Raw genomic sequence first — 25853 nt, forward strand, 5'->3', positions numbered from 1 at the left:
CTCTCCTACATGCCTGAAACCCCCGGGGGCCGGAGCACCGCCCGGGGCGTGCTCCTGATGCTTCTGGGAGTGCTGCTCTTCGCGGCGAACGACACCCTGGGGAAGTGGCTGGTCGGCGCTTATGGCGTGGGCCAGCTACTTCTCTTTCGCAGCACCGTTGGGCTGCTTGTGCTGCTTCCCTCGATCTGGCGGCACCGTTTCACCCTGTTGACGCCGGCACGGCCCGGATTGCAGCTGCTACGAGCTCTGGCGTCGGCCGCCGAGGCGGCCATTTTCTTCCTTTCGATCCTCCTCCTGCCATTGGCGGAGGTCATCACCTTCTACATGGCATCACCGATCTTCGTGACCGCTCTCTCGCCCTTCCTCCTCGGCGAGACGGTGGGATGGCGGCGTTGGACAGCGATCTCGGTGGGCTTCGTCGGCGTCATCCTGGCGGTGAACCCGCAGGGGAGCCCCTCCCCGGCGGTCCTCGTTCCCATCGCCGGCAGCTTCGCCTATGCGCTTTTCGTCATTGCCACGCGACGCTTGGCCGGGACGCCTGCCCCCGTACTGCTCGGCTGGCAGTTCCTTGTGGCTATGTTGCTTGGCCTCGTGCTGGTCCTGCAGACGAGCTGGGCGACGCCCGGGCCTCTCGAGACGGTGCTGCTGATCGTGCTCGGCCTCGGCTCGCTGGCAGGGAATATCTGCGTGACCCACTCCCTGCGGCTGGCTCCTGCCTCAGCCGTGATGCCGCTGCACTACACGCTCATCCCCTGGGGGATGCTGTTCGGCTATCTCACCTTCGATGAGGTGCTGACACCGCTTACCCTGGTCGGTGCGGCCATCATCGTGGGATCGGGCCTGTTCATCTTCTGGCGCGAACAAGCTGTGGCCCGACGGCGCGGAGCCTAACCCGCGCTGAGAACCCGCCGCTCCGCGCCGATCGGCAGCGAAGGATCGTGAGTGCATACGATCGTTACCTCGTCTCCGTGCTCCCGCGCCAGTGTCTGCAGCATGCGCCGGCTCTGTAGCCGTGCCTCCCGGCTCACCTGCATGACGTTCTGATATGCTGCGGAGAGGGGCGGCATCCGGATGGGCTGGCGCAACTCGGCGTGCATGAACACCGCGTCGCCGGCATGCAGCACCCAGCCATCGCCGGTATCGACCGCCACGCCGCAATGGCCCTCTGTATGACCGGGCAGCGGTACGAAGAAGATGGAGGGCGGCATTCCTTCCAGACCGCGCAGTGTTGGCAGGCCGAACCACATCGGGCCGGGGTTGCTGTACTCCCGCATGGGGTGATCGAGCTGGGCCGGGCGGTACCGGCCGCGCGCGATGGGAGTGCTGCGGCGGCGGGAAGCTGCCAGTTCCCGTGCATGGACATGCACTGTCGCCTGCGGGAAGTCGGTGAGCCCGCCCGCATGGTCGAAGTCGAGATGCGTCATGACGATGTGCCGAACTTCGCGCGGGTCGACCCCCATCTGGCGAAGACGCGAAACGGCGGTCTCATCCGCTTCCAGATGCACGCGGTCGGCCATGTAAAAGGCGCGGCTGAGTCTGGGGACCGGGCGGTTGACGTCCTCCAGCCCGAAACCGGTATCGATCAGCACCGGGCCAGCCTCGGTCTCCACGAGCAGGCACCGGCAGGAGAGATGGGCCGGGCCGAAGCCAGGTGTCTCCCCATCCCAGAGCCGGCCGCCGAAGGGCCGCATGGAACCGCATTCTATTGCATGGACTCGCATGGACAGAGGAACGCGGTGGCGGACCCTGAGGTTTGCGGGGCGCAGCGGAATTGCGGACTCGCCCGACCCGGGTGCCAAACGGACGAACGCGGCCTAGGCCATGGCAGGCGCGTACACGAACGCTATGTCAGAGGGCTGGCGGCCCTACCGCTATGGCAAACCGCCGACCGTCATTGCTCGGCCGTCCCCTCTTTCCGCTGCCCAGCACCCTCGCTGGCGCCCTGTGCGCCGTCCGGGGCTCAGTACCCCTTTGCCGGGTCCACCCGGTTCGGCATCGCCCGGCCATTCCGCAGGGCGCGCAGGTTCTCGAACAGAATATCCAGCGTGCGGTCGTTATACCGCTCGCGGTCGTCGGCCGAGACATGCGGTGTCACGACCATGCCGGGTGTGGTCCAGAGGCGGTGCTCCGCGGGCAGCGGCTCCGGCACGGCAACGTCGGTGACGCAGCCGCCGAGATGGCCGGAATCGAGCGCATCACAGACCGCATCCTGGTCCCAGACAGCACCGCGGGCGATGTTCACGATCCTCGCGCCTCTCGGCAGCAGCGCGATCCGCTCGCGCGACAGCAGGTTGCGGGTGCGTTCCGTCAGCGGGCAGGCGAGCACCAGGAAATCCGCCTGGGGCAAGATTGTCTCGAGTGCCTCGTTGGGATGCGTCTCGTCGCAATCGGGGTGCGGCTCGGGGCCGTGCCGCAGGCCGATGACATGCATCCCGAACTGCCTGGCGCGCCGCGCGACACCGCCGCCGAGCGAGCCCATGCCGACGATCACCACGCGGCGGCCTTCCAACGTGGAGGCGAAATGCGGCTTCCACTCGCCGCGCCGCTGCTGGTCGGCGAAGGCCGGCAAATGGTTATGCAGCATCAGGATCGCCATGATGCCGTACTCGCCGGCCTTATCCGAGTGGGTGCCGCGATTGTTCAGCAGGGCGATGGAGTCAGGCAGCCAGTCAAAGGGGGCGGCGCTGTCCACGCCGGCGGAGGTGCACGCGATCACGCGGAGCTTCGGCGCCACCCCCGGCAGCGCGCCGACGGGAAAGCGTTGACGCAGAGGCCGCACCCAGGTGAGCAGCACCTCGGCCTCGGGCAGGGCACGGGCCAGCCCCTCCTCCTCGGCGGCGAAAGTGACGTCCAAGCCCGCCATGTCCGGGCTGCGGGCGACGGCGGCACGCCACTGGGCCTCCGTCACCGCGAATTCGGGGTCGTTGGCAGGGTTCTGGACATGGACTCGCATGCCCAGGCTTTCGCATGCGCGCCCGGCTTGTTGAAGGGGCCGCGTGGCGGAACGTAGCCGACTGGAACCGGCAACGTCGCGGGACGGGCCGCGTTGGCCCGACATGGCCAGCCCTGCCCTTCACGAGGCCTCCCAACTAGTGGGGGAGGATCTCGGCTTCCAGCGCCGCGTCTGGCGATTCCAGCGCTTCGGGTGGGCGGGGTTGACGGTTTTCGTCCTGGCCGGGGCCTTCGGCGCCTTCGGGGATGGCCCGCTCGCGGACGCCTCCACCCGCAGCGCGGACGGCGCGGTATCGGTGGAATGGGAGCGCATTGAGCGTGCAGGGCGGGACAGCCGGCTTCTGATCCGCACGACCGCCGCCGCGGACAGCCCCCTCATACTTCGATTGGACGGCGGGTTGGCGGATGGGGTGACGGTCAGCTCGACCGAGCCGGAGCCGGGCAGCCAGGCACGCGCCCCGGGGCGGGCCTGGCTGCGTTTCGACCCGCCTCCGGGAGGCGGCCCGGCCGAGATCAAGCTGCGCCTCCGCTCCTCCGCACCGGGCGTGGTGAGCGGGACGCTCGCGGTGGGAGAGTCGGTCGTGCCGCTGCGGCTCTACGTCCTGCCGTGACGCCGTCCTGAAGGGGCAAGACCATGGAAAGCGTCATCCGGGCCGCCGCCGTCTACGCTGCGCTGTGGTTGCTGTTCCGCATCACCGGCCGCCGCAGCATGAGCCACATTACGACCTTCGATTTCGTGCTGCTGCTCGTCGTCGGCGAGGCCACGCAGCAGGCCCTACTGGGCGAGGACTTCTCGCTCACAAACGGCCTCCTGGTGATCTCCACCCTGCTCGGGCTGGACGTTCTGCTTCGCTGGGTGAAGGCGCGGAACCGTACGACGGACCGCGTGCTGGAAGGGTTGCCGACCATCCTGGTGGTGGATGGCGAGCCGCTGGAGGACCGGATGCGCGAGGCCCGCATCTCTGTCGCCGAGGTGCTGCAGAGCGCGCGAGAGAGCCAGGGGCTGGCCCGAATGGAGGACATCCACCTGGCGGTGCTGGAGGTGAGCGGCACGATTTCCATCATGCCGCGCCGGTCGGAGTAGTCCGCGGGGCTGCCCGTCGACACGTGGCCGGATCAGTGCCGGCGCTGGTAGAATGGCTGGGTTCCGGCAATCAGCAGCGCGCGGTCCGTCGCAAAGAAATCCGCGTAGTGCAGGATCCAGGCTTCCGGATTCGTGCCGTGGAAAGGCTGGTTGTGGGCGTGGGTCGCCACCGTGTGCACCACTCGATGCGGAAAACCCATTTCGCGCAGCAGCATGGCGCCGGAAATCCCGTGCGGCAGCTCGCGCGACAGCACGGAGCCGCGCACCACTCCGTCCTCGCGCACATACATCAGCGGCTTGTCGATGTCATGCAGGATGAGGATGGCACCGAGGATGTCCGGCTCAACCACCACGCCCCAATCCACCTCCGCCCGCACTGCTAAGTCGAACCCCGCCCGCGTGACGTGGTTGACGTGGTCCATCAGCCGATGGTCCGGCGCCATGGTGGAATACGGCATGTCTTCCAGCGCGGCGAAGGGGCTGGACGTCCAGGCGCTGACCCAGGCGGTTACCACACGCTCGGCCACTGGGGCGGAGAGGCGGTCCAGCCCGGCAAGCCAGGCGCTTACGGCGGCGCGTTGAGCGGCGCTGCCCTCGTTCAGGGTGATGCCGGTGATCATGGGCGTCCTCATTCGTGATCGGGGCAGGCGTTCCACGCAGGGACCGTGGCGTCTAGCCTTCGCGCATGGAACGCCCTGTCATCCCACCCATGCGCAGCAAGCTCTTCGTCCCTGGCTCCCGGGAGGAACTCTTCTCCAAGGCCGCTGCATCCGCCGCCGACGCCCTCTCCTTCGACCTTGAGGACGCAGTCGCGCCCAACCGGAAGGACGCGGCGCGGGACATGCTGTCGGGCTTTCTGCGCGACGGCGATCACGGCGGGAAGATCATCGTGATCCGTGTTAACGGGATTGGCACGCCGCATTTTGCGTCCGACATCGCGGCGGTCGCCCTGCCCGGCACGCATATGATCAACCTTCCAATGATCAGCGACGCCGCCGAAGTGGTTCAGGCCGCGGAAGCGCTGGATAAGGCGGAGCGCGACAACGGCGTGACCGCGCCGATCGGCATCCTCTGCAACATCGAAACCCCGCGCGCGCTGCGCCTGGCGCATGAGATCGCGGGCGCCCATCCGCGCGTGATCGGGTTGCAGATCGGCTATGCCGACCTCCTCGAGCCATATGGCTTTGACCGAATGGACCCGTTGATGCTGGCCCATGTGCGGATGGAGATCCGCTTCGCGGCGGCCGAGGCAGGGGTGGCGGCCTTCGACGGCGCTTTCGCCAAGGTGGACCAGCCCGTGGCCTACCGCGCCGAGGCGGAGGCCGCGCGGCGCATGGGCTTCGCGGGCAAGAGCTGCATCCACCCAACCCAGATCGCCATGGCGAACGACGCCTTCCAGCCCAGCGCCGCCGAAATCGCCCGCGCGCGCCGGATCGTCGAGGTGGCGCGCGAGCGGATCGGTGGCGGGATGGGCGCCTTCCTGGTCGATGGTAGCATGGTAGATGCGCCCTTCGTCACCGGCGCCGAGATGGTGCTGGAACTGGCGCGCAAGCTCGGCCTGCCGGGCACGGAATAAGGGGGAGCAAAGCATGACAATCACGAGACGCGCCCTGGGGGCTGCCACGCTGGCAGTTCCGGCGGTCGCGCACGCACAGGCCGCCTGGCCGTCGCGCCCCGTGCGCCTCATCGTCCCCTACCCGCCCGGCGGCAGCAATGACGCAGTGGCGCGGCCCCTCGCCGAACATCTGCAGGGCAGGTTCGGCCAGCCTTTCGTCGTGGAGAACCGGCCCGGCGCGGGCAGCACGATCGGCTCCGCAGAGGTGGTGCGGAACCCGGCGGATGGCTTGGTGCTGATGGTCACCTCCTCCACTTTCGCCACGAGTGCCGCGACCCAGCGCACGCCCTATGACGCGAGTGGGGATTTCGAGGCGGTTGCGATGCTCGCTGTCGCGCCGCTCGTCGTGCTTGCTGCCCCCGGCTTCCCGCCGAACACGCTGGCGGAGTTGGTGGCCTATCTGCGCGCGAACCCGGGCAAGGTGGATTTCGGCTCCTCCGGGCCGGGCAGCATCAACCATCTATCGGCGGAGCTCTTCGCCCAGAAGGCCGGTGGGCTGCAGATGCAGCACGTGCCCTATCGCGGCATGGGGCCGGCCACGACCGACCTCGCCTCGGGAACGATCCAGCTCATCTTTACCACCCTTCCCTCCGCCAGCGGTGTTATCAGCTCCGGCCGGGTGAAGGTGATCGGCTGGACCGCGGAGAACCGCCCGGCCAAAGGACCCCAGGCTCCCACCCCACGCGAGAGCGGGCTCCCGGATTACGAGGCGAGCATCTGGTGGGGCCTTCTCGCCCGCCGCGGCACGCCGCCCGAGATCCGGGAGCGGTTGAACGCCGCGGCCAACGAGGCGCTGTCCGGAGGGCGGCTGGCGAGCTATCTCGAGGGCGAGGGCGCCACCCCGACCCCGCTCTCCGCCGCCGATGGCGACGCCTTCCTGCAGCGCGACCTTGCCCAGTGGCGGCAGGTCGCCTCCACCGCGAATATCCGGATCGAATGAGCAGCACCGAACCGCCCCCTCGCCTACGCCGCCGCGCCTTCGATCCCGCGGCGAAGGGGGCACTGGAAGGGGTGCGGGTGGTGGACCTCTCGCGCCTGGTCGCCGGTAACCTGCTGACGAAGGTGCTGGCCGACCATGGCGCCGAGGTGGTGAAGGTGGAGCCGCCGGAGGGCGACACGCTGCGCGCCTGGAAGGTCGAGGGCATCTCCACGGCCTGGAAAACCTGGTGCCGCAACAAGAAGAGTGTCTGCCTCAACCTGAAGTCGCCCGAGGGCCAGGCGGTCGTGCGCCGCATGACCGAAGGCGCCGCGATGCTGGTCGAAAGCTTCCGCCCCGGAGTGATGGAGGCGATGGGCCTCTCGCCCGAGGTGCTGCTGGGGATCAACCCGAAGCTGGTGATGGTGCGCGTCTCCGGCTGGGGGCAAACAGGCCCCTATCGGCACAAGCCGGGCTTCGGCACGCTGGTGGAGGGCTATTCCGGCTTCGCCGCCGTGAACGGCTTCGAGGATCGCGAGCCGGTGCTGCCGCCCATGTTCATGGGCGACGCCTATGCCGGCCTCTACGGCGCCTCGGCCGCCATGATCGCCCTCCGCGCTGCCGAGGGCGAATTTGGCCGTGGCCAGGTGGTGGACCTTTCGCTCTTCGACCCGATCTTCTCGGTCATGGAGCCGCAGATCGCAAATTGGCGCCTCACGGGCCGCCGCAAGCCGCGGACCGGCAGCCGCAGTACCAACACGGCGCCGCGCAACGCCTATCGCACGGCCGACGGCGGCTGGGTCTGTCTGTCCTCCTCCACCCAGGGGATGACGGCGAAGCTGCTGGCCTCGATCGGCCGGCCGGAGCTCCTCCAGGATGAGCGTTACGCAACCAACGCCGCCCGGCTGCGCAATCACGAAGCACTGGACGCCATCATCGGTGGGTTCGTCGGCGAGCGCAGCATGGCCGAGAACCTGGCGCATTTCGATAAGGCGGGGGTTACTATCGGCCCGATCATGGACGCCTCCTCACTGGAGACGGACGCCTATGTGGCCGAGCATGAGAGCCTGATCGAGGTGCCGGACGACGAGATGGGTTGGCTGCCCATGCACGGGGACGTCCCGCGCCTCTCCGGCACGCCCGGTATTCTCGCCCGCCCGGCCCCCGGATTGGGCGAGCACAACGACGAAATCCTCGCCCCGCTCCTCGGCGCCGTCTCCCTGGATGGGTTGCGGGCGGCCGGGGTGCTGCAGGGCTGAAGCTGTTCAACCTGTCCCGCCTTCCGCGGGATGGCAGGAGATATGCGCGATGACGCGACGTGACTTGCTGCTGGCCGCTGCCGCCCTCGGCATTGCGATGAAGGCGGGGCCGCTTCTTGCCCAGGGAGCGCCGCGGCGCATCCGAGGCACGATCGACTCCGTCTCCGGCCGGGACATGACAGTGACGACCCGGGAGGGGGAAAAAGTGCGGATCCGGCTGGCCGAGAATGCGGGTGTGTCCGCCCTCCGCAAGCTCCAGCTCTCGGAGATCGCGCCCGGCAGCTTCATTGGCACCGCGGCCGAGCCCGGCCCGGATGGCGTCTGGCGAGCGCTGGAGGTGCTGGTCTTCCCCGAGGCGATGCGTGGCACCGGCGAGGGCCATTTCGCCTGGGACCTGACGCCCACCTCCTCCATGACCAACGCGACCGTGGATTCCGCAGTGCAGGGCAATGATGGCCGAAGCCTCACCCTCACCGCCCGCGGCCAGCAGATACGCGTCCTCGTGCCGCCCGACGTGCCTGTCGTCACGCTGATCCCGGCGGCGATGGAAGATCTCAAGCCCGGCGCTCAGGTCTTCCTCTCCGCCACGCCGGGCTCGGACGGTGCCCTCAATGCCGCCCGTGTCACCGTGGCGCGGGACGGCGTGGTCCCCCCGATGTGAGCGGCGGCACGATCACCGGCGAAGCCCCGGACTCCGTCTCGGCCCCTCGCCCGCGCCGGCCGCGGCGCGAGGGGCCGCCAACGCCCGTGCCGGGGCCCTGGCCCTGGCTGGACCGCGGCGGGCGCTTCTCGCCCCTCAAGGCCCTTGTCCTCCTCGCGCTCTTCGTGCCCCTTCTCCGGCTCGGATGGCTCTGGGCCACGGATGGGCTTGGGCCGGAGCCGTTAGCCTTCGCCACGCATGAGACGGGCGACTGGTGCGTGCGGCTGCTCCTGATCAGCCTGGCTGCTACCCCGGCTCGTTGGGTGTTCGAATGGCCGCGGGCCATGCAGCTGCGGCGGATGCTGGGCGTGGCGGCGCTCGGCTACGGCCTCGTCCATCTCGCCCTGTATGTCGGGAACGAGCATCTCCGGCTGGGGCATGTGCTGCTTGAAATCGTCAAGCGACCCTATCTCTCCACAGGCTTCACGGCGTTGGTCGGACTGGCCGTGCTCGGATGGACATCAACGGATTCGTCGCTGAAGCGGCTCGGGCGGCAGTGGAAGCCGGTGCACAAGCTGGTCTATCCGCTCACCGCGCTCGGCATCCTGCATTTCTACATGCAGTCGAAGATCAACATTTCCGAGCCGGTGCTGATGACCGGCCTCTTTCTTTGGCTGATGCTCTGGCGCGTGGTGCCGGCACGCTGGCGCGCGGCACCCTGGCCGCTCGTGCCGATTTCTGTGCTGGCCGCGGTTGGCGCCGCGGCACTGGAATATCTCTGGTACGCCCTGGCCACCAACCTGCCGGCGGGCGCGATCCTCGCGGCCAATCTGGAATTCGACTTCGAGATCCGGCCGGCCGTATGGGTGCTGGTCGCCGGCCTGATCATATCGACGCTGGCCGGAATCTCCTGGGCCCTGCGGCAGTTCTTCGTGGGCCGCGCGACCCTGCCGAAGCCTCGCCCGATCGCGGACTAGGACCCGTCTGCTCCGGCGGGGGCAGTCCGCCGCACCAACTCGCTCCGAGGGGCACGAGGCCGCGGGGCCTCGGCGGTCTCCGCGAGCATTCGCGACAGGGCGCCGGGCGCGGGAGACGCGGCGGGCGCCACGGTCGGCGTGGCAGGAACGGCCGGCAGCGAGGCTGCGAGCGCGGAAACCGGCGCGGGCGCCGGTGCCACCGAGGCAACCGGAGCGACGGGTGCGGCCGGGGCCGGCGCAGGCGCGGCAGCGGGAGTGGCGACCGGCGCGGTCGCTGCCGCCGGCGCATCCACCTGCGGCGGGGCCACGGGCGCGACTGCGGGCGGCACCGGCCTAGCACTCGCCTCCCGGATTTCCTCCGGCATGCAGCGCGTGGTCCCGGGGTTGAAGCGGGCCTGAGCAGCCACGGTGCCTGCCGGGCAGGCGACCTGGCGATGGCTCGGAGGCGGCAAGTCGGCGTGCCAGCCGGCCACCTCGGTCTCCGTACCCGAACCGCCGCCACGGGCCACGCCGCGGCCGTCGCAGCGCCCGGGGCGGCCGCGCATTGGTGTTCCGCCGTTCGGGCAAAGCCAACGGGCGATGGCCGTGCGGTCCATCACCATGACATTGGATCCGCCGCGGCCGGCCCCGATGCTGGTGTCCAGCCGTGGGGGCTCGCTGCGTGGCCCAGGCGCCACCTGGAAGAAGCGGCGCTCCTGCGCCAGGGCTTCGCCGGGATGGGCAGCGAGGCCGGCCAGAAGCGCGGCCGCGCCCAGGCCGATGAGACAGCCGGTTCGGATCATGCCGCGGCAGATGGTGCCGCACAGGTCGATAGCCAACCCTTGCCGCGCTTCTTTCCGCTCGCGCTTGACGCGCCGTGCCTGCCGCGCGAAGCCGGAGACAACGTTTCCGGAGGAGAGTCCCTTGGACCTCGATGCCCAGATCAAGGCGGCGCTGGAAGGCGTCTCCACTGCGACCCTGACCACGGTGCTGCTCAAGAAGGGCCTGCGCAACGTCTGGATGCGCGGCACCAAGCCGATCCGTGAGGGGCAGCCCCGCCTCGTCGGCCGCGCCTTTACCCTGCGCTTCGTTCCGGCTCGCGAGGACCTGGCGACGCCCGAGAGCTGGTCCTCGCCGATCTCCACCCGCGCCGCCATCGAGGCGATGCCGGAAGGCTGCATCGCGGTCGTCGATTCCATGGGAGTGCAGGACGCCGGCATCTTCGGGGACATTCTCTGCCAGCGCATGCAGAAGCGGGGCGTGGCCGCGCTGATTACCGATGGCGTGGTGCGCGACATCGCGGGCGTGCTGGGCACGAACCTGCCGGTCTGGTGCAACGGCGCCGCGGCCCCGCCCTCGGTCGCCGGCCTCACCTTCGTGGCCTGGGACCAGCCGATCGGCTGCGGCGGCGTGGCCGTGTTCCCCGGTGATGTGGTGGTGGTGGACCAGGATGGCGCGGTGCTGATCCCGCAGGCGATGCTGGAAGCCGTGACCGAGGCGGCGGTGGAGCAGGAGCGGCAGGAGACCTGGATCATGGGCGAGGTGGAGCGTGGCGCCTCCCTCCCCGGTCTCTATCCCCCGAATGCAGAGAACAAGGCCCGCTACGAGGCCTGGAAGAAGGAGCAGGCGTGATGACCGATCTCACGACCGCAAAGGGCGTCTACGCAATCGCCCCGACGGCTTTCCACGATGATGGCCGTCTCGATGAGGCTTCCAACGACCGCTACACCGATTTTTGCGTCGAGAGCGGCTGCACCGGCATCACCGTCCTCGGTGTGATGGGCGAAGCACCGAAGCTGGACATGGCCGAGAGCGTCTCCCTCGCCTCGCGCATGATCAAGCGGGCCGGCATCCCCGTGATCGTCGGCGTTTCGGCCCCCGGTTTCGCGGCCATGACCTCGCTGACCAAGGCGGTGATGGATGCGGGCGCCGCCGGCGTGATGATCGCGCCCCCGAACACGCTGCGCACCGATGACCAGATCGTCGGCTACTACGCCCAGGCGGCTGAGGCGATCGGGCCGGATGTCCCCTTCGTGGTGCAGGACTTCCCGCAGACCTTCAGCGTCATCATGACCCCGGCGGTGATCCGCCAGATCGTGCAGGCCAACGCCAACTGCGTGATGGTCAAGCATGAGGACTGGCCGGGTCTGGAGAAGATCTCCGCCCTGCGCGGCTTCGAGCGCGACGGGTCGATGAAGCACATCTCCATTCTTTGCGGGAATGGCGGCCTGTTCATCGACTTCGAGTGCGAGCGCGGGGCCGATGGCGCCATGACCGGCTACGCCTTCCCGGACATGCTCACCGACATCGTGCGGCTGCAGGCCGAGGGGAAGCGCGACGAGGCGCATGACCTGTTCGACGCCCATCTCCCCCTGCTTCGCTACGAGCAGCAGCAAGGTCCGACGGGTCTTGCCGTGCGGAAATACGTGCTGATGCGCCGCGGCGTGCTGGCCAGCGACGCCCAGCGCCGCCCGGGCTCCAGCCTGTCCGCCACGGCGAAGGCCGAAGTGGATTACCTGCTCACCCGCGTGGCGCGCTTCGACAAGCGCGCGAATGTGGGCGCCGCGAAAGCGGCCTGAGAGGGCCTGCAAGGGGCCGCTCGCGAGCGGCCCCTTGCCGCATGCCCGGCCTAGCGCCGGGTGGGAAGCACGGCGGCGGGCTCGATCGAGGATCCCATCGCCAGATAGCCGGCGCGGTTCGGGTGCAGCTTGTCGCCGGGCCCGCCGATGGTGTTGTCCGGGATCATCTCGCGCTTCAGACCGCCTGCGGGATCGGCCGTCACGCGGTCGAAGTCGACAACGGCGTCGAACAGCCCGCCCTCCCGGATGAACGCGTTGAGCGCGCGCCGCTTCTCGTCCTGCTCGGCATGCCCATGGGCCGCGCTGGTACTGCCGAGTGCAGTGGTGACGGTGGCACCCACCACGCGAAGGCCAGGAATGCCCTGGCGCAGCCGCCGCACTCCCTCCCTCATCCCGTCCCGTACCGCCTCAAGGCTGGCATTGCCGTTCCGGCTAAAATCATTGGTCCCCTCCAGCCAGACCACGGTCGTGACGCCGGAGAGGGAGATGACATCCCGCTCAAGCCGCGCCAGGGCGGAGGGTCCTCCGGGGAAGGGCTTGGCCGGGCTGTACTCCGCAGGCCCGACGACTTGGTTGCCACCGATCCCGGCATTTACCACCGCGACGCGGTTGCCCAGCGTCGCATTCAGCCGCCGTGCCAGGATGTCGGGCCAGCGGTCGTCGCCGTTCATCGTGGAGGCGGTGCCGTCGGTGATAGAATCACCGAAGCCGACAATGACGGGCGTGCTGGCGGGTGCGGTCATGTCCAGCGCATCGAGGAAGAACCAGGAGGCTGTGGAAAAGGGAAATGCGCCCTCACTCTCTTCAGCCCCCTTCGCGCCAGCGCCCGGGGCGGTGCCGTAGGAGGTTTGCAGCGCCTTCGCGTGCCAAGTCATCGGCCCGCTCGCGCCCGTGACATGAAGGGAAACGGCCAGCTTGCGTCCCATGAGGAGCGGGGAGTCCGGGTCCGCGGCGAAGGGCAGGTCCACTGGGTCTGACCAGGCCTGGCCGCCGGGCGGGATGGTAACGGCATCGGTGCCGCCAAAGCGTACGGGGCGGTTCGTGCCGGGTACCAGTGTGGCGCCCCCATGCTGCAGCCCGACATGCACACCATCCAAAATCAACGGCCGCGTGCCAAAGGCGTTCGAGAAGCGCAGCCGCGCCTGGCGGCCCCAGAGCGACGGGCGCAGGACGAGGCGCAGGGTCTGGTCCCGCGCGCCCTCCGCAGGTTCGGGGAACAGAAAGGACTGGTCGGGCTGCGCAGAGGGATTGCCCACGGGATAGGGACCCTGGACCGAAGCCGCCCAGCTCGTCACCCAGGCGCCGCTGCGGGTTCCCTGCGCGGGGGCTTCGGAAGTTATGGCCTGGGCGAAGGCGAGGGCGACGGCGCCCTGCCCCAAGGTGCGGCGATCCATGGCGTCCTCCTCTGCGGCTTTTCGGCCGAGGATCACAGGCTTCCATGAGGCCGTGCCTGCGGCAAGGGATCGGCAACGGGTCCCCATTCCCGGCTTTCCAAAGAACCACGGCTACAAGGCCACCAGCCGGGCAAAGACCCAGGTTTGACGGGGCGGGAACACCGTTAAGCCGGAGTAGCATGGGACGCGCATCGACCCACTGACTGGGGCGTCGAGGACCAATTCCAGGCGCTGGCTCGACTTAAGGCAGTTCCGGAGGTGGAAAGCGCTCCGGACGGCTGCGATGGACACGCCGTGCGGTCCGCACCCCTCGCCTTCGCATCAGAGGTGCCACGAGCAGAAGCGGGGCAGTGACGAGGGGGAGCAGGCCGAGCCAGGCTGCCAGTATGCGGGGCGCGATCATCGCCGCGCCGGCGGCGATGCCCATGCTTGCAGCATTCAGCAGAACGGCCGCGATCCACCAGCGACGGGCACGGGTCTCAAGCGCCTCGACAGCCCCAGGCGGGCCTGGGTCGACGGTGTAGGGACGCCCGTCGCGGCCCACCTCGTAGAGGCGCTCGGGATCCGGTCTGAACCCCGCAGGGCCCAAGGCAAAGCTCAGCGGCGCGTCACGACGAAGACGGGAAGGCCGGTGCGCCCGGCGCGGCGCATGCGCCACCAGAGCGAGACAAACCCGACCAGACCCGCCACGATCACGACCGGGATGAGCAGGCCGAGGATCAGCGCCGCCGAGGCAGCAAGCAGCAGACCTCCCGCGATCGCCGTAGCCAGTACAGCCACGCCGCCGAGCCGCAGCAGGGTACGGTCCAGCCAGCTCCCGCCGGCGAGCGGACGCGAGGCGTCTTCTCGGAACTCGCCCTCCGGCGTCATGTCGAGAACCGGCGGCCGGTGGGGAGCCTGCGTCATGTGCAAGATGTCGCCCCTGCAATGCGCCGCTTCAAGGGGCAGTCACTGCGGCTTCATGCCGGAGAGCGAGGGGGCTATGGGTTGGTGATGACCCTCCCCCGCCTGCGCTCGCTCGACGAGTTGCATCCCGGCGACCGCTACGAGCTGGGCCGCTTGTCGCTCTCCCTCGACGAAATCCGGGATTTCGCCCGCCGCTATGACCCGCAGCCTTTTCACCTGGACGAAGAGGCGGCGCGGGATTCAGTCTTCGGCACGATCGTGGCCGCCGGGCTGCACACCCTTTCCGCCTGCTTCGGGATGCTGATGGCGAGCCCGCTGCTGCAGGACATCAGCCTGGCAGGTTCCGCCATGGATGTCCGCTGGCCTGCGGCTTTACGGCCGGGAGAAGAGGTGGCCGTTTCCATGGAGGTGGTGGAGGTGAAACCCTCCCGCGCGCGGCGGGACCGGGGATCGGCGCGCCTCCGCTACGTGGCAACGCGGGTGGCCGATGGTGTGATCGTGCTGGACGCGACGGGGCTGCACCACCTCCGGCGCTGAGGATCCAGGCGGCGCCTAAACACAAGTGGCGCGGGCGATCCTCTCGCCCGCGCCGCCACATGTCAGGCAAAGGCGGCCCCGATTGCTCGGGGCCGGCCGATGATCAGGCCGAGGCCTTCATGATCTCGTCCGCCACGTTGCGGGGGACGGGATCGTAGTGATGGAACTGCATCGAGAAGGAGGCGCGCCCCTTCGTCATGCCGCGCAGGTTGGAAATGTAGCCGAACATCTCCTTCAGCGGGACATGGGCCCGGATGATGACCGAGGTGGAGGCCATATCCTGGCTCTGGATCACGCCGCGGCGGCGGTTCAGGTCGCCGACGACGTCGCCCACATGGTCGGAGGGAGTGGTGACCTCCACGTCCATGATCGGCTCCAGGATGACCGGGCCGGCCTTCTTCATGCCCTCGCGGAAGCAGGCCTTGGCGGCGATCTCGAAGGCCAGGGCCGACGAGTCGACGTCGTGGTACTTGCCGTCCACCAGGGAGTACTTGAAGTCCACGGTCGGGAAGCCGGCGAGCACGCCCGTATCGGCCTGCACCTTGATGCCCTTCTCGACGGCCGGGATGTACTCCTTCGGCACCGAGCCGCCGGCGGTGGCGTTCACGAACTCGATGCCCGTGGTCCGCTCCTTCGGCTCGAAGGTCACCTTCACCTCGGCGTACTGGCCCGAGCCACCCGACTGCTTCTTGTGGGTGTAGGTCTCGGTGTGGCTCTTCGTGATCGTCTCGCGATAGGCCACCTGCGGGGCGCCAATGTTGGCGTCCACGCCGTACTCGCGCTTCAGGCGGTCGATGATGATCTCGAGATGCAGCTCGCCCATGCCGGACAGGATGGTCTGGCCGGTTTCCTGGTCGGTCTTCAGGCGCAGCGAGGGGTCCTCGCCTGCCAGCTTCTGCAGGCCGAGCGTCATCTTCTCGACGCCCTCCTTCGTCTTCGGCTCGACGGAGATGTCGATCACGGGCACCGGGAAGGCCATGCGCTCGAGCACCACCGGGTCCTCCGAGGAGGCCAGCGTGTCACCCGTGCCGGTGTCCTTCAGGCCCACGAAGGCCGCGATGTCGCCGGCGGTGACCTCCTTGATCTCCTCACGCTTGTCGGCATGCATCTGGAACATGCGGCCGACGCGCTCCTTGCCCTCCTTGGTGGTGTTGAGGACCGTGTCACCGGTCTTCAGCACGCCTGAGTAGACGCGGACGAAGGTCAGGTTGCCGTACTTGTCGTTGACGATCTTGAAGGCGAGGCCGGCGAAGGGCGCATCCACATTCGCAGGGATGATGCGGCGCTCGGTCGTCTCGTCCTCGCCCTCTTCCGCGGCAACCTTGATGCCGGGGATGTCGATGGGGGACGGCAGGTAGTCGATCACGGCGTCGAGCAGGGGCTGCACGCCCTTGTTCTTAAAGGCCGAACCGCAGAAGACCGGGCGGAAGGTGCCATCGATCGTGCCGCGCTTAACACAGCGCTTCAGAGTCGCGACGTCCACGTCACCCTTGTCGAAATACTCCTCCATCGCGGCGTCATCGACCGAGAGGGCGGTGTCGAGCAGAATCTGGCGGTACTCGGCCGCCTTCTCCTTCAGGTCCTCGGGAATCGGGGCCTCGTGGTACTTGGCGCCGAGCTCGTCGCCCTCCCAGACATAGGCCTTCATCTCGACCAGATCGACGATGCCCTTGAGGCTGTCCTCGATACCGATCGGCAGCTGCAGCGTGACCCAGTTGATCCCGAGCTTCTCGGTCAGGGTCGCGGCGGCGCGGTAGAAGTCGGCGCCCGTGCGGTCCAGCTTGTTGATGAAGATGATGCGGGGGACGTTGTAGCGGTCCGCCAGGCGCCAGTTCGTCTCGGACTGGGGCTGGACGCCGGCCACGCCCTCGATGATGAAGACGGCGCCGTCGAGCACGCGCAGCGAACGGTTCACCTCGATGTTGAAATCGATGTGGCCGGGGGTGTCGATGACGTTGATCCGGTGGTCCTTCCACTCGGCGGTCACGGCGGCGGAGGTGATCGTGATGCCACGCTCACGCTCCTGCTCCATGTAGTCCGTCGTGGTGTTGCCCTCATGGACCTCACCGATGCGGTGGTTCTTGCCGGTGTAGTAGAGGATCCGCTCGGTCGTGGTCGTCTTGCCGGCGTCAATATGAGCCGTGATGCCGATGTTGCGGATGCGGTCGAGGGGGGTGCGCGCCACTTGGGGCCTCCGTGGGTCGCGGCGCCCTTCGCATGAAGGGTCCGCGGAAGTGTTCTGCGGCTGCGCCGCATCGGGTCATGCGGCAGGGCCGCGGGTCGTGCGGCTGCGCCGCGGGGTCGCTCTGCGGTGGCACCGCCGGGTGGCCTCGCGGCGGGCAGTTCGGATGCAGTCGCGCGGGCCGCCGGCCAGCCTTGGCTTGCCCCGCCCGCGTCCCGTCCGATCCGGATGTCCGGTCTGCCTGATGCCGCCGGGCGCCGCTGCCGCGCCCGTGCTGCGGGCGCACACATGCTCTGCCGGAGGCGTTTTTGCAAGCTTTCCCGCGAACCGGCCGAAGCCTGTCGCGTTGCAGACGCCGCTGAGGCCCGCGAAGCCGCGGCTGCGCCGGGTCGGACTGGCCTCAGTCGTCGCGGTGGACACGCTCCATGCGCTCGTGGCGCTCCTGGGCCTCGATGGACAGCGTGGCGATCGGCCGCGCCTCCAGCCGGCGCAGGCCGATCGGCTCGCCTGTCTCCTCGCAATACCCGTAGGTGCCGTTGTCGACCCGCTCCAGCGCCTGGTCGATCTTGCTGATCAGCTTTCGGGCGCGGTCACGGGTGCGGAGTTCAAGCGCCCGGTCCGTCTCGACGCTCGCGCGGTCGGTCAGGTCGGCCTCGACGATTCCGCCCTGGCCCATGGACGAAAGGGTTTCTCCCGCCTCGCGTAGCAGGTCCTGGCGCCAGCGGAGCAGCTTTTGCCGGAAATAGGCGAGCTGACGGGGGCTCATGAAGGCCTCGTCGTCCGTAGGCCTGTAATCCGGAGGCAGGGTGATGAGCATGGCTTGCATCCCGATGGCCTGGCCCGACCCCCCGGTCCCCCCGGCCGGTCAGGCAGCCGCGTATAGCGACGGCTCCGGGCGCAAAACAAGGGGATCAACCCTGGCCTATGCCCGTGAGCCACGGCTCTTCATGGCGGTGCAACCATTATGCCACGCCGGGCGAGCTCTACGCGGGCACGAAGGCCGATTCCGGCCAGCGCGTCCGCCAGCACCGGATCGGCCGGCGCTTCCCCTTCGGTAAGCTGCGCGAGTCGGCTCAGCCGGTCCGCGTCGGCGCCGCCACGCAGCATCTCGGCCTGCAGTGCCGCCAGTTCCTCCAGCAGAGCCTGCGCTCGGGCATGGCCGCGGCGGTCTCGTCCGGCAAGATCCCCGTCCTCCTGCAGCGCCACCAGCCCGACCGCTGCGGTGCCGGACACCGTCGCAGTTTCGGCGATCTCGGTCGCTCTGGGTCTGGGAAGGCGAAAGCTGCCGGGCCTCGATGCGGCGCGGGGACCGGACGGTGCCGCCGGCCGGGCTGTGCCGCCGATGCCATACATGCCTGCCACTGCAGCCTCCTTCGTTTGCCCTGTCGCCCGATCCTGCCGCGCTGACGGTCGGAAACGCCCGTCACCCGGCAAGACCTGCCGCCTCCCCTCCCCTTCCCGGCTGGCACAGCGGTTGCGCTGCCGGGGATGCGCCAGGGAGGCGCCCTGGTGGAGGAGCTTATGCGCCAGACCGGTTTCCGAAGCGCGAAGGCCGCGCTGGTCCTGATGTCCGTCCTTCTATGGTCCGCCTGTGCATCGTCGCAGGTGCGGATCAAGGATATCGCCGACATCGAGGGCGTCCGGGACAACCAACTCGTCGGCTACGGGCTCGTGGTCGGCCTGCCCGGTACCGGGGACCGGCTGCGCTCGGCCATCTTCACCCGTCAGTCCCTGGTGGGGATGCTGGAACGGCTTGGCGTAAACACGCGGGACCAGGAGCGACAGCTCGACACCCGCAACGTGGCTGCGGTGATGGTCACGGCCAACCTGCCCGCCTTCGCTCGCCCGGGCAGCCGGGTGGACATCGCCGTTTCCTCCCTCGGCGATGCCTCGAACCTCACCGGTGGCACGCTGCTTGTCACGCCGTTGCTGGGAGCGGATGGGGAGGTCTATGCGGTAGGTCAGGGCGCAGTAGCCACCGGCGCGATCGGGGCGCGGGGCCAGGCGGCCTCGGTCCAGCGCGGCGTGCCGACCTCGGCTCGCATCTCTGCCGGCGCGATCGTCGAGCGGGAGCTGCCCTTTGAACTGGGCGGGCGCGATCGGGTCCGCCTCTCCCTCCGTAACCCGGACCTGACCACGGCCCAGCGTGTGGCCGCCGCCATCAACCGCGCGACCGGGGCCGGCAGCGCCACGGTAAGCGACCCGCGCACGATCGTGCTGATGACTGCCGGGCGGGACATCGCCCGGCTGCTGACGGATATCGAGCAGCTTCGCGTGGAGCCAGACCAGGCCGCCCGCGTCATCATTGAGGAGGCCTCGGGCACCATCGTGATGGGCGCGAATGTCCGGGTCTCCACCGTCGCCATTGCACAGGGAAACCTGACGATCCGCGTCACCGAGACTCCGCAGGTCAGCCAGCCCAACGCGCTGGCGCAAGGCGAAACCGTGGTGGTGCCGCGCACCGGGATCGAGGTGGATGATCAGCGCGAGCGGCGCCTGGGCATCCTGCCGCGCTCGGTCACACTTGAGGACCTGGTGCGCGGGCTGAACTCTCTGGGTGTCGGGCCCCGCGACCTGATCACCATCCTCCAGTCCATCAAGGCCGCAGGCGCCCTGCAGGCCGAGCTGGAGGTGCGGTGATGGACGCCCTGCCCGCCAACTACGCCGCCCTTGCCCACGTCGCGAAGCGCTTCGAGGCGGAGGCGCTGGGCTCTCTCTTCCAGCCCGTTTTCGGAGAAGGGCCGAAGGGGCTTCTCTCGGGCGGCGCGGCGGAGGCGCAGTGGCGGCCGATGCTGGTCGAGAACTACGCCCGCGCCTGGTCCGACCGCGGCGGGGTCGGCATCGCCGACGCCGTCCTCCGTGAGCTGGTGCGGGTGCAATCCGCCGCACAGAACCCGCAGGCCCGAGACGCCGGCACCCAAAACCCGGGAGCCGACGGGACTGCCATCCACAACACATCCGCCCAAAACGCGGAGGGCCAAAACACGGCCGTCCCGGGAACCGCCGTTAACTCGATCCTCTCCAACGCGTCCCACACTGTTCCTGAAGGAGCGACCCCATGAGCCAGGTGCCGATGATCCAGGCCCTGCTGAACGCCGGGCAGAGCCTGGCCGAGGCGCTGCGCGAGGAGAATGAGGCGCTGGACAGGCTCGACCTCAGCCGCGCGGCCACGCTTGCCACCACCAAGCTGCAGGCCTCGGATGCCTTTGCGGCCGCTTATGGCGCGGCAACCCGCACAGGCAGCAAGGCAGAGGGCGACCTTCGCCAAGCGGCAGAGACGCTCGCCCTTCGCCTGCGGAACCTGACGGACGAGAACCGGCGCCTACTGGAGCGCGCTATCGCGCTGCAGTCGCGCGTCATCGAGACGATCGCGGGCGCCGCACTGCCGGCGAGCCGCCCTGCGACCTATGGCGGGATGGGCTACCGCGCCATGCCCCGGCAGACGCCATCGCTCGCCCTCGCCGCGCGGGCCTGACAGGGCAGCTCTGTAGGTGGCGCGCGCACGCTCCTGGCGTGCGCCGCGTGGCTGGGGCATAGCTCCGGCGTATGGATGCCTGCTTCCACACGGCCGCGCGGGCGGAGACGGAGGCCTGGGCGGCGCTGCTGGCGCGCCGCGCCGGGCGCGACGTGCCGTTGCCGGACCACCCGCTCGCCACGCTGCTCGGCCCCGTTCTGTCCATTGGCGCGGGGGCGGATGGCTGCACCGTCATCGGGCGGCTCGCGCAGACACTGGATGGGCGCATCGCAACAGCCGGCGGCTCCAGCCAGTGGATCGGCGGGCGCGGCGACATCCTTCACACGCATCGTCTGCGGGCGCTCTGCGATGCCGTGCTGGTGGGTGCCGGGACGGTGGCGCATGACGATCCACGGCTGACGACGCGCGAGGTGGAGGGCGAAAGCCCGGTCCGCGTCGTGATTGACCCGCGCCGGCGGCTGGGCGAGTCGCACCGCATCTTCGGCGACGGCGGTCCGGCGACCATCCTTGCTTGTGTGGATATCGGCCCCGGTGGCAGCCACCACGGCGCGGCGGAGCTGCTGCGCCTTCCGGCCGAGGGCGACGGGATCGACCTTGCCGTCCTGCTAAGTGCGCTGCACGCGCGCGGGCTGTCGCGGATCTTCGTGGAAGGCGGTGGGCTGACCGTGTCCTCCTTTCTCGCCGCCGGGTTGCTGGATCGGCTGCATCTTACCATCGCGCCGGTCATCCTTGGTTCCGGCCGTGCAGCCTTCACACTGCCGGAGGCCGCACGCATTGCGGACGGCCTGCGGTTCGGTTGGACTCCCTATCCTCTGGAGGGTGGCGACATCCTGCTCGACATTCCGCTGCACCGCACGCGGCCGCGCGTTTGTGGGGGTGCATGAGCGCGCTGACCGCCACCGCCTTCTGGGTCACCGGCCCTGGCCAGGGTGCCATCCACGGTGAGACCCTGCGCTCTCCCGGCCCGGGCGAGGTGCTGATACGGACGCTTGCCAGCGGAGTCAGCCGCGGCACCGAGCGACTGGTTTTCAATGGCCGGGTGCCGGAAGGTGAGTGGGCGCGCATGCGCGCGCCGCTGCAGGGTGGCAGTTTCCCCTTCCCCGTGAAGTACGGTTACGCGGCGGTCGGGCTCGTCGAGGACGGACCGGAGGACTGGGTCAGCCAGCGGGTGTTCTGCCTGCATCCGCACCAGGACCGATTTGTGGCCCCGATCGCGCTGTGCTCGCCCGTGCCGGACCGGGTGCCGGAATGGCGTGCCGTGCTGGCGGCCAATATGGAAACGGCATTGAACGTCATCTGGGACGCGCAGCCGCTCCCGGGTGAGCGCGCGCTTGTGGTTGGCGCCGGGGTGGTCGGGCTGCTCAGCGCTTGGTTGCTCTCGCGCTTCCCGGCGGTGGAACTTGCATTGGTCGACCCCGATCCCCTGCGCGCGGCAGTGGCGCAGCGGCTAGGCCTTCGGCTTGTCGCTCCGGAGGCGGCTCCGGAAAACCGCGACCTGATCATCCATGCCTCCGGCAATCCCGAAGGGCTGCGCACGGCCCTGCGCTGCGCAGGTTTCGAAGCGCGCATCCTCGAGGCCTCCTGGTTCGGCTCGACCGAGTGCGCCCTGCCGCTGGGAGGCGGCTTCCACGCCAACCGCGTCACCATCCGATCCACACAGGTCGGGCAGATCGCCGCGCCGATGCGTGGGCGGCGCTCGCATGGGGAGCGGATGGCGCTCGCCCTCTCTCTGCTCGCCGACTCGGCCCTGGATGCCCTTTGCGGCCCCATGGTCGCCTTCCGCGACCTGCCGCGTGCCATGCCCGATCTGCTCGGCCCCGTTCCCGACGGTCAGTCCGCGCCGCTTCTCCCCGTCGTTACTTATGAATGAGACAGCCATGTACAGCCTGACCGTCGCGGACCACGTCATGGTCGCCCATTCCTTCCGCGGAGAGGGCTTCGGCCCCGCCCAGCGCGTGCATGGCGCCACCTTCGTGGTAGAGGCCGAGTTCCGCGCGCCCCGGCTGGACGATGCGAACCTGCTGGTGGACATCGCCGCCGCGCGGGTCGAGCTACGCCGCATCCTGGACAGCTTCGACTACAGCAACCTGGACACGCTGCCCGCCTTCACCGGGCAGAATACAACGACGGAGTTCCTCTGCTTCCACGTCCACGGCCTGCTCTGTGCCGCGCTGGCCGATGGCCGGCTGGGCGAGGGTGGCAAAGACGTGCTCGGCCTGAAGGTCCTGCTGCGCGAGAGCCCGCTGGCCTGGGCTGCCTACGATGCTGAGGTGCCGCGCGAGGCGAAGTCCGCGTGAAGATCGTTCTCGCCGTTCCAGCGCCACTGGACGCCGTCAGTGGCGGATATAGTTATGACCGGCGCATCCTCTCGGGGATGCGTGACCTCGGGTATGAGGTGCGGGTCGAGGAGATGGGCGGGCGCCATCCGCTCCCAAATCCGGCTGCTGAGGAGGCGGCGCGGGATGTGCTCGGAAGGGTCGGGGCGGATGAGGTGCTGGTGGTGGACGGGCTCGGCCTGCCAGCCTTCGCGTCCCTGGCCGGGGAGCCCGCCCTGGCGCGCGCGATCGGCCTCATCCATCACCCGACCGCGCTCGAGACCGGTTTCAACGATGAGGAGCGACAAGCGCTGCGCGAGCGCGAGCGCGCGGTGTTTCCGCACCTAGCGCGGCTCATTACCACGTCTCGCCCGACCGCCGAACGGCTGGCGCCTGAGTTCGGCACCGATCCGGCGCGGATCGGCACGGTGGAACCAGGAACAGAGGAAGCGACGCGCGCCCAGGGTTCGGGTGGGCCGGCTTGCGCCATCCTCGCGGTCGGCACTCTCGTGCCACGCAAGGGGTATGACGTGTTGCTGCGGGCGCTGTCCCGCCTGGGCGACATCGAATGGAGCCTTACCATCGTCGGGGCCGCGCGGGATCCGGTGCACGCCGCGGGGTTGCAGGCGTTCGCGGAGGAGCTCGGCATCGTGCAGCGCGTCACCTTTGCGGGCGAGGTGGATGGGGCGGCACTGGATTCCCTGTACGACCGGGCCGACCTCTTCGCCTCGGCCAGCTGGTGGGAAGGCTATGGCATGGCAGTGGCCGAGGCCCTGGCCCGGGGCCTGCCGCTGGCCATCACCGCGGGCGGTGCGCTGGCCGACCTAGCGCCCCGCGATGCGGCCGTGATCTGCTCGCCGGGTGATCACAACAGTCTTTCCAGGGCGATGCGACGCCCCATCTACGATGCAGGCCTGCGCCAGGTGATGTCGGATGCCGCCTGGCGCGCCGGGCAACGCCTGCCGCGCTGGTCCGACCGCGCTGCCGCCTTTGCCCGCGAGATCGAGGCCGCAACCGTATGACCGAGAGCTTCGATGCCGATTGGCTGGAGCTGCGCGAGCCTGCCGATGCGCGCGCCCGCAATATCGATCTTGCCCTCCGGCTCGCCGCTGCCCTTCCTGCCCGCCCGCGGCTGCTGGATCTCGGTGCCGGCACGGGCAGCCTGTTTCGCTGGCTCGCCCCCGTGCTGAACCGCCCTCAGGCGTGGACGCTGGTGGATGCGGATGTAACGCTGATCGAGTTCGCCTTCGACACCATTGCCATGCGCGCCATGGATGTCGGCCTCGAGGTGTCCGCGCCGAACAAGCGCACGCTGTTGGTCCACACCCCCTCGGGCGCCTGGCGGGTTGAAGGCCTGGTGCTCGACCTTGCCGACGCGCCGGACGGCCTGCCTCTGGACCGGGCGGATGGCGTGGTCTGCACCGCGCTCTGCGATCTCGTCTCGCGTCCCTGGGCCTCGCGCATGGCAGCGGAACTGCGCCTGCCGTTCTTCTCGGCGCTGAACGTGCAGGGCGATACGCGCTTTCTCCCGCCCCATCCGGCCGATGGGATCGTCGCGCGCGGGTTCCGGCGCGACCAGATCCGCGACAAGGGCCTCGGCGGCCCTGCACTCGGCCCCGACGCGACGCGCTTCATGGCGTCGACCTTCCGCTCGGAGGGCTTTGAGGTGGCGACAGCCCCCTCGCCCTGGCGTATCGGGGCGGAGCAGACGCGGATGCTGTCCGACCTCACGCGCGGCCATGCCGGGGCAGCGATGCGCCAGATGCCGCGTGCCGCGCCGGCGGTCCGCACGTGGTCAGCCGTGCGGCTTGCGCAGGCCCGCCGCGGGCGGCTTCGGGCAGTGGTTGGACATTCGGACTTGCTCGCCCTCCCGCCGAAGCGGGCGCGGTAATGCGGCTGGGCTGCATCGCGGTAGATCCCGCCGCGGCGCTGGAGCTGGGCGCCGCACTGGCGACCGGCGGCGTGCGTGCCGCGCTTCTCCCTGTCGGCTGGATTGGCGCCATGCCGGAGGCCGAAGCGGTCATCGCTCTGCTGGGGCCGGGCGCGCCGGTCTCTGACGCCCTGGCGGCCTGCGACGCCCTCTTGGCGGCAGGCGCCACACGCATCCTGCTGCTCACCGATGCAGCCTGCGCCGATCCGGCGACGGGACCGATCGCTGATGCGCTTCTGCGGCGGCTGCAGGCGGGCTTCGCGCCTGTCATGCCCGCCTATCCCTCGCGCGGGCGCAGCGTCTATCTCGGCCATCTCTTCACGGCCGGCACGTTGGCCGTGGAGGAGCCGAACCTACCACGGCGCCTCTCGGCCCGGGCTGAGGCACCGGTCGGGCTGATCCCCTTCTCCATTGTAGACGGCGGGGCTGGTGAGATCCGGCGGGAGATGTCGCGACTTGCCGAAGCAGGGCGACGCCTTGCCGTGCTGGACGCGGTGACGGACGCGCATCTTATCGCTTCCGTCGAGGCCTCCTCCGCGCAGGCACTGCTTGTCGGCGTTGCGGGGCTCGGCCCAGGCTTGGCTACGACCTTGCACGCCGGCGAGCCCGCGGCGGAGCCGGTTCCCACACCGCGCGGAAGCTGGGTGGTGCTTGCGGCGGCTTCCGCTCGACCCACACTCGCACAGATTGGTTTCGCGCGGCTGCACGGCCCGGTGCTGGATTTGAGCACGTCAGGTGACCTGGCGGGCGCGATGGACCGCGCGTTGCCGCTGCTCTCCGAGGAGCATCCGCTGGTCATCTCCGCGTCTCCCGCGCTGGTTGCCCAGGCCCCAGCCGCTCTCGGCGGCTTGGCGCGAGATGTCTTGGCGCGCGTCGCCGGGCGCCTACTCGTGGCAGGGGAAGAGCTATTCGGGCCCGTGCTCGACGCAGTGGGATGCGTGCTGCGGCCAGGGCCCGAGATCGCGGCGGCCGTTTGCTGGTGCGATGTGGCGGGGACTGCCGGCCAGATCGCGTTCAAGCCGGGCCTGGCAGGCGGACGGGACATCCTGCTGCGGGCCTTTCTGACAGAGGCCTAAACAAAAAAAGGGGGCGCCGAAGCGCCCCCTTCTCGTC

Annotated in this window: 29 protein-coding genes; 20 read left to right on the top strand and 9 right to left on the bottom strand. The window is 69.3% G+C overall.

The annotated features are described in order from the left end of the window. Positions 1-57: 57 nt before the first annotated feature. Positions 58-891, top strand: a complete 834-nt coding sequence (locus ACVBD7_RS08190) for a DMT family transporter (protein WP_458097667.1) — start codon at positions 58-60, stop codon at positions 889-891. On the opposite strand, the gene ACVBD7_RS08195 is transcribed toward ACVBD7_RS08190, so the two are convergent. Both ACVBD7_RS08195 and ACVBD7_RS08200 read right to left on the bottom strand, forming a co-directional pair. Further along, on the bottom strand, positions 888-1691 hold the full coding sequence (locus ACVBD7_RS08195; protein WP_458096988.1) for an MBL fold metallo-hydrolase: 804 nt from the start codon (positions 1689-1691) through the stop codon (positions 888-890). The two genes, ACVBD7_RS08190 and ACVBD7_RS08195, sit on opposite strands and share 4 nt — an antisense overlap. 269 nt (positions 1692-1960) lie before the next feature. Further along, positions 1961-2953 (bottom strand): D-2-hydroxyacid dehydrogenase, encoded by a 993-nt coding sequence (locus ACVBD7_RS08200; protein ID WP_458096989.1) that lies wholly within the window; start codon positions 2951-2953, stop codon positions 1961-1963. Positions 2954-2996: 43 nt separating this feature from the next. On the opposite strand from ACVBD7_RS08200, the gene ACVBD7_RS08205 reads away from it, so the two are divergent. Together ACVBD7_RS08205 and ACVBD7_RS08210 are read left to right on the top strand one after the other, a co-directional pair. After that, a complete protein-coding gene (locus ACVBD7_RS08205; RefSeq protein ID WP_458096990.1) occupies positions 2997-3563 on the top strand; it encodes a hypothetical protein in 567 nt (188 codons plus the stop codon). A 23-nt stretch (positions 3564-3586) separates the two neighbouring features. Next, positions 3587-4036, top strand: coding sequence for a DUF421 domain-containing protein (locus tag ACVBD7_RS08210; RefSeq protein WP_458096991.1), 450 nt, complete (start codon positions 3587-3589; stop codon positions 4034-4036). A gap of 32 nt (positions 4037-4068) precedes the next feature. On the opposite strand, the gene ACVBD7_RS08215 is transcribed toward ACVBD7_RS08210, so the two are convergent. Then, entirely contained in the window at positions 4069-4656 is a 588-nt protein-coding gene (locus ACVBD7_RS08215) for an HDIG domain-containing metalloprotein (protein ID WP_458096992.1), read from the bottom strand. 65 nt (positions 4657-4721) lie between these two features. Here ACVBD7_RS08215 and ACVBD7_RS08220 point away from each other — a divergent pair, with 65 nt between their 5' ends. The 5 genes from ACVBD7_RS08220 to ACVBD7_RS08240 are packed head-to-tail and all read left to right on the top strand — an operon-like array spanning position 4722 to position 9443. Continuing rightward, positions 4722-5612: an HpcH/HpaI aldolase/citrate lyase family protein gene (locus ACVBD7_RS08220; RefSeq protein ID WP_458096993.1), complete on the top strand. Its 891-nt coding sequence runs from the start codon at positions 4722-4724 to the stop codon at positions 5610-5612. 13 nt (positions 5613-5625) lie between these two features. Beyond that, positions 5626-6591, top strand: a complete 966-nt coding sequence (locus ACVBD7_RS08225) for a Bug family tripartite tricarboxylate transporter substrate binding protein (RefSeq protein ID WP_458096994.1) — start codon at positions 5626-5628, stop codon at positions 6589-6591. Further along, positions 6588-7826 (top strand): CaiB/BaiF CoA transferase family protein, encoded by a 1239-nt coding sequence (locus ACVBD7_RS08230; RefSeq protein ID WP_458096995.1) that lies wholly within the window; start codon positions 6588-6590, stop codon positions 7824-7826. The genes ACVBD7_RS08225 and ACVBD7_RS08230 overlap by 4 nt, the downstream gene beginning before the upstream one ends. A gap of 49 nt (positions 7827-7875) precedes the next feature. After that, positions 7876-8487, top strand: a complete 612-nt coding sequence (locus ACVBD7_RS08235; protein WP_458096996.1) for a hypothetical protein — start codon at positions 7876-7878, stop codon at positions 8485-8487. After that, positions 8484-9443: a sulfite oxidase heme-binding subunit YedZ gene (locus ACVBD7_RS08240; RefSeq protein WP_458096997.1), complete on the top strand. Its 960-nt coding sequence runs from the start codon at positions 8484-8486 to the stop codon at positions 9441-9443. The genes ACVBD7_RS08235 and ACVBD7_RS08240 overlap by 4 nt, the downstream gene beginning before the upstream one ends. Here the strand turns inward: ACVBD7_RS08240 and ACVBD7_RS08245 are convergent. Then, positions 9440-10261, bottom strand: a complete 822-nt coding sequence (locus tag ACVBD7_RS08245) for a hypothetical protein (protein WP_458096998.1) — start codon at positions 10259-10261, stop codon at positions 9440-9442. The genes ACVBD7_RS08240 and ACVBD7_RS08245 overlap by 4 nt on opposite strands. A gap of 85 nt (positions 10262-10346) precedes the next feature. Between ACVBD7_RS08245 and ACVBD7_RS08250 the strand changes: the two genes are divergently transcribed. Both ACVBD7_RS08250 and ACVBD7_RS08255 read left to right on the top strand, forming a co-directional pair. Continuing rightward, complete coding sequence (locus ACVBD7_RS08250) at positions 10347-11054, top strand: ribonuclease activity regulator RraA (protein WP_458096999.1); 708 nt, start codon at positions 10347-10349, stop codon at positions 11052-11054. Continuing rightward, positions 11054-12001 (top strand): dihydrodipicolinate synthase family protein, encoded by a 948-nt coding sequence (locus ACVBD7_RS08255; protein WP_458097000.1) that lies wholly within the window; start codon positions 11054-11056, stop codon positions 11999-12001. The genes ACVBD7_RS08250 and ACVBD7_RS08255 overlap by 1 nt, the downstream gene beginning before the upstream one ends. Positions 12002-12051: 50 nt before the next feature. On the opposite strand, the gene ACVBD7_RS08260 is transcribed toward ACVBD7_RS08255, so the two are convergent. Both ACVBD7_RS08260 and ACVBD7_RS08265 read right to left on the bottom strand, forming a co-directional pair. Then, positions 12052-13395 carry a GDSL-type esterase/lipase family protein gene (locus ACVBD7_RS08260; RefSeq protein WP_458097001.1) on the bottom strand — a complete coding sequence of 448 codons (1344 nt, stop codon included), beginning with the start codon at positions 13393-13395 and terminating at the stop codon, positions 12052-12054. 597 nt (positions 13396-13992) lie between these two features. Beyond that, positions 13993-14301, bottom strand: a complete 309-nt coding sequence (locus ACVBD7_RS08265; protein ID WP_458097002.1) for a hypothetical protein — start codon at positions 14299-14301, stop codon at positions 13993-13995. A gap of 87 nt (positions 14302-14388) precedes the next feature. Here ACVBD7_RS08265 and ACVBD7_RS08270 point away from each other — a divergent pair, with 87 nt between their 5' ends. Next, entirely contained in the window at positions 14389-14838 is a 450-nt protein-coding gene (locus ACVBD7_RS08270) for a MaoC/PaaZ C-terminal domain-containing protein (RefSeq protein ID WP_458097003.1), read from the top strand. 103 nt (positions 14839-14941) lie between these two features. Here ACVBD7_RS08270 and fusA read toward each other — a convergent pair whose 3' ends face one another. The 3 genes from fusA to ACVBD7_RS08285 form a co-directional block, all read right to left on the bottom strand. Then, positions 14942-17023 carry an elongation factor G gene (gene fusA / locus ACVBD7_RS08275; RefSeq protein WP_458097004.1) on the bottom strand — a complete coding sequence of 694 codons (2082 nt, stop codon included), beginning with the start codon at positions 17021-17023 and terminating at the stop codon, positions 14942-14944. Positions 17024-17420: 397 nt separating this feature from the next. Then, complete coding sequence (gene dksA / locus ACVBD7_RS08280; protein ID WP_458097005.1) at positions 17421-17837, bottom strand: RNA polymerase-binding protein DksA; 417 nt, start codon at positions 17835-17837, stop codon at positions 17421-17423. A gap of 128 nt (positions 17838-17965) precedes the next feature. Further along, positions 17966-18373 carry a flagellar assembly protein FliX gene (locus ACVBD7_RS08285; protein ID WP_458097668.1) on the bottom strand — a complete coding sequence of 136 codons (408 nt, stop codon included), beginning with the start codon at positions 18371-18373 and terminating at the stop codon, positions 17966-17968. A 213-nt stretch (positions 18374-18586) separates the two neighbouring features. On the opposite strand from ACVBD7_RS08285, the gene ACVBD7_RS08290 reads away from it, so the two are divergent. From ACVBD7_RS08290 to ACVBD7_RS08330, 9 genes are all read left to right on the top strand, one after another. Next, positions 18587-19660 (top strand): flagellar basal body P-ring protein FlgI, encoded by a 1074-nt coding sequence (locus ACVBD7_RS08290; RefSeq protein WP_458097669.1) that lies wholly within the window; start codon positions 18587-18589, stop codon positions 19658-19660. After that, positions 19660-20082 carry a rod-binding protein gene (locus ACVBD7_RS08295; RefSeq protein WP_458097006.1) on the top strand — a complete coding sequence of 141 codons (423 nt, stop codon included), beginning with the start codon at positions 19660-19662 and terminating at the stop codon, positions 20080-20082. Before ACVBD7_RS08290 ends, ACVBD7_RS08295 begins: the two co-directional genes overlap by 1 nt. Beyond that, positions 20079-20495: a hypothetical protein gene (locus ACVBD7_RS08300; protein ID WP_458097007.1), complete on the top strand. Its 417-nt coding sequence runs from the start codon at positions 20079-20081 to the stop codon at positions 20493-20495. Before ACVBD7_RS08295 ends, ACVBD7_RS08300 begins: the two co-directional genes overlap by 4 nt. A 71-nt stretch (positions 20496-20566) precedes the next feature. After that, positions 20567-21379: a RibD family protein gene (locus ACVBD7_RS08305; RefSeq protein WP_458097008.1), complete on the top strand. Its 813-nt coding sequence runs from the start codon at positions 20567-20569 to the stop codon at positions 21377-21379. After that, positions 21376-22365: a zinc-dependent alcohol dehydrogenase gene (locus ACVBD7_RS08310; RefSeq protein WP_458097009.1), complete on the top strand. Its 990-nt coding sequence runs from the start codon at positions 21376-21378 to the stop codon at positions 22363-22365. Before ACVBD7_RS08305 ends, ACVBD7_RS08310 begins: the two co-directional genes overlap by 4 nt. 7 nt (positions 22366-22372) lie before the next feature. Beyond that, positions 22373-22792, top strand: coding sequence for a 6-pyruvoyl trahydropterin synthase family protein (locus ACVBD7_RS08315; protein ID WP_458097010.1), 420 nt, complete (start codon positions 22373-22375; stop codon positions 22790-22792). Next, positions 22789-23832 carry a glycosyltransferase family 4 protein gene (locus ACVBD7_RS08320; RefSeq protein WP_458097011.1) on the top strand — a complete coding sequence of 348 codons (1044 nt, stop codon included), beginning with the start codon at positions 22789-22791 and terminating at the stop codon, positions 23830-23832. The genes ACVBD7_RS08315 and ACVBD7_RS08320 overlap by 4 nt, the downstream gene beginning before the upstream one ends. Continuing rightward, complete coding sequence (locus ACVBD7_RS08325) at positions 23829-24701, top strand: class I SAM-dependent methyltransferase (protein ID WP_458097012.1); 873 nt, start codon at positions 23829-23831, stop codon at positions 24699-24701. The genes ACVBD7_RS08320 and ACVBD7_RS08325 overlap by 4 nt, the downstream gene beginning before the upstream one ends. Then, on the top strand, positions 24701-25816 hold the full coding sequence (locus ACVBD7_RS08330) for a four-carbon acid sugar kinase family protein (RefSeq protein ID WP_458097013.1): 1116 nt from the start codon (positions 24701-24703) through the stop codon (positions 25814-25816). Before ACVBD7_RS08325 ends, ACVBD7_RS08330 begins: the two co-directional genes overlap by 1 nt. Positions 25817-25853: the final 37 nt, after the last annotated feature.

Source organism: Roseomonas sp. WA12 (assembly GCF_054165765.1).